Annotated in this window: 1 protein-coding gene; it reads right to left on the reverse strand. The window is 69.1% G+C overall.

Features of this window, described 5'->3' with window-relative positions; translation table 11 throughout:
• The coding region (locus P2Q66_RS12540; RefSeq protein WP_275728481.1) for an alpha/beta fold hydrolase at positions 1–569 on the reverse strand (569 nt) is incomplete at both ends.

A 569-nucleotide genomic window follows, 5' to 3' on the forward strand; every position in this document is an offset into this window, starting at 1 on the left:
GCCAGTGCCAGTCCGGCCTCGGGGAAAGGGCCGCCGTAATAATCGCCGCCGTTGAAGTTGGGGTCCTGCCGGATGGCGAGGGTCTGCGCCTGGGCGAAGGCGATCTGTTCGGCCGTGCTGGCGGCCCCTACGGCGATGACCGCACAGCGCTGCACGCGCTCGGGGTAGCTGACAGCCCATTCGAGGGCGCGGGCGCCGCCCATCGAACCGCCCAGGACGGCAAACCAGCGTTGGATGCCGAGCTGGTCAGCCAGCCGGGCCTCCGCCACGGTGCTGTCCCGCAGGGTGACCAGGGGAAAGCGGGAACCCCAGGGGTTGCCGTCGGGGGCAGGCGAGGACGGGCCGGTGGATCCGTAGCAGCCGCCCACGATGTTGATGGAGACAACGAAGAAACGGTCTGTATCCACGGGTGCGCCGGGTCCGGCCAGCTGTTCCCACCAGCCCGGTTCGTCGGTGTCGCCCCGGGTCACGTGGGTGCTGCCGGTGAGGGCATGTTCGATCAGGATGGCGTTGCTGCCGTCTTCGTTGAGGGTGCCCCAGGTTTCGTAGGCGAGCGTCACCTCCGGAAG

The sequence above is a fragment of the Arthrobacter sp. Cr_A7 genome (assembly GCF_029222765.1).
In the GTDB taxonomy this organism is placed as follows: domain Bacteria; phylum Actinomycetota; class Actinomycetes; order Actinomycetales; family Micrococcaceae; genus Arthrobacter.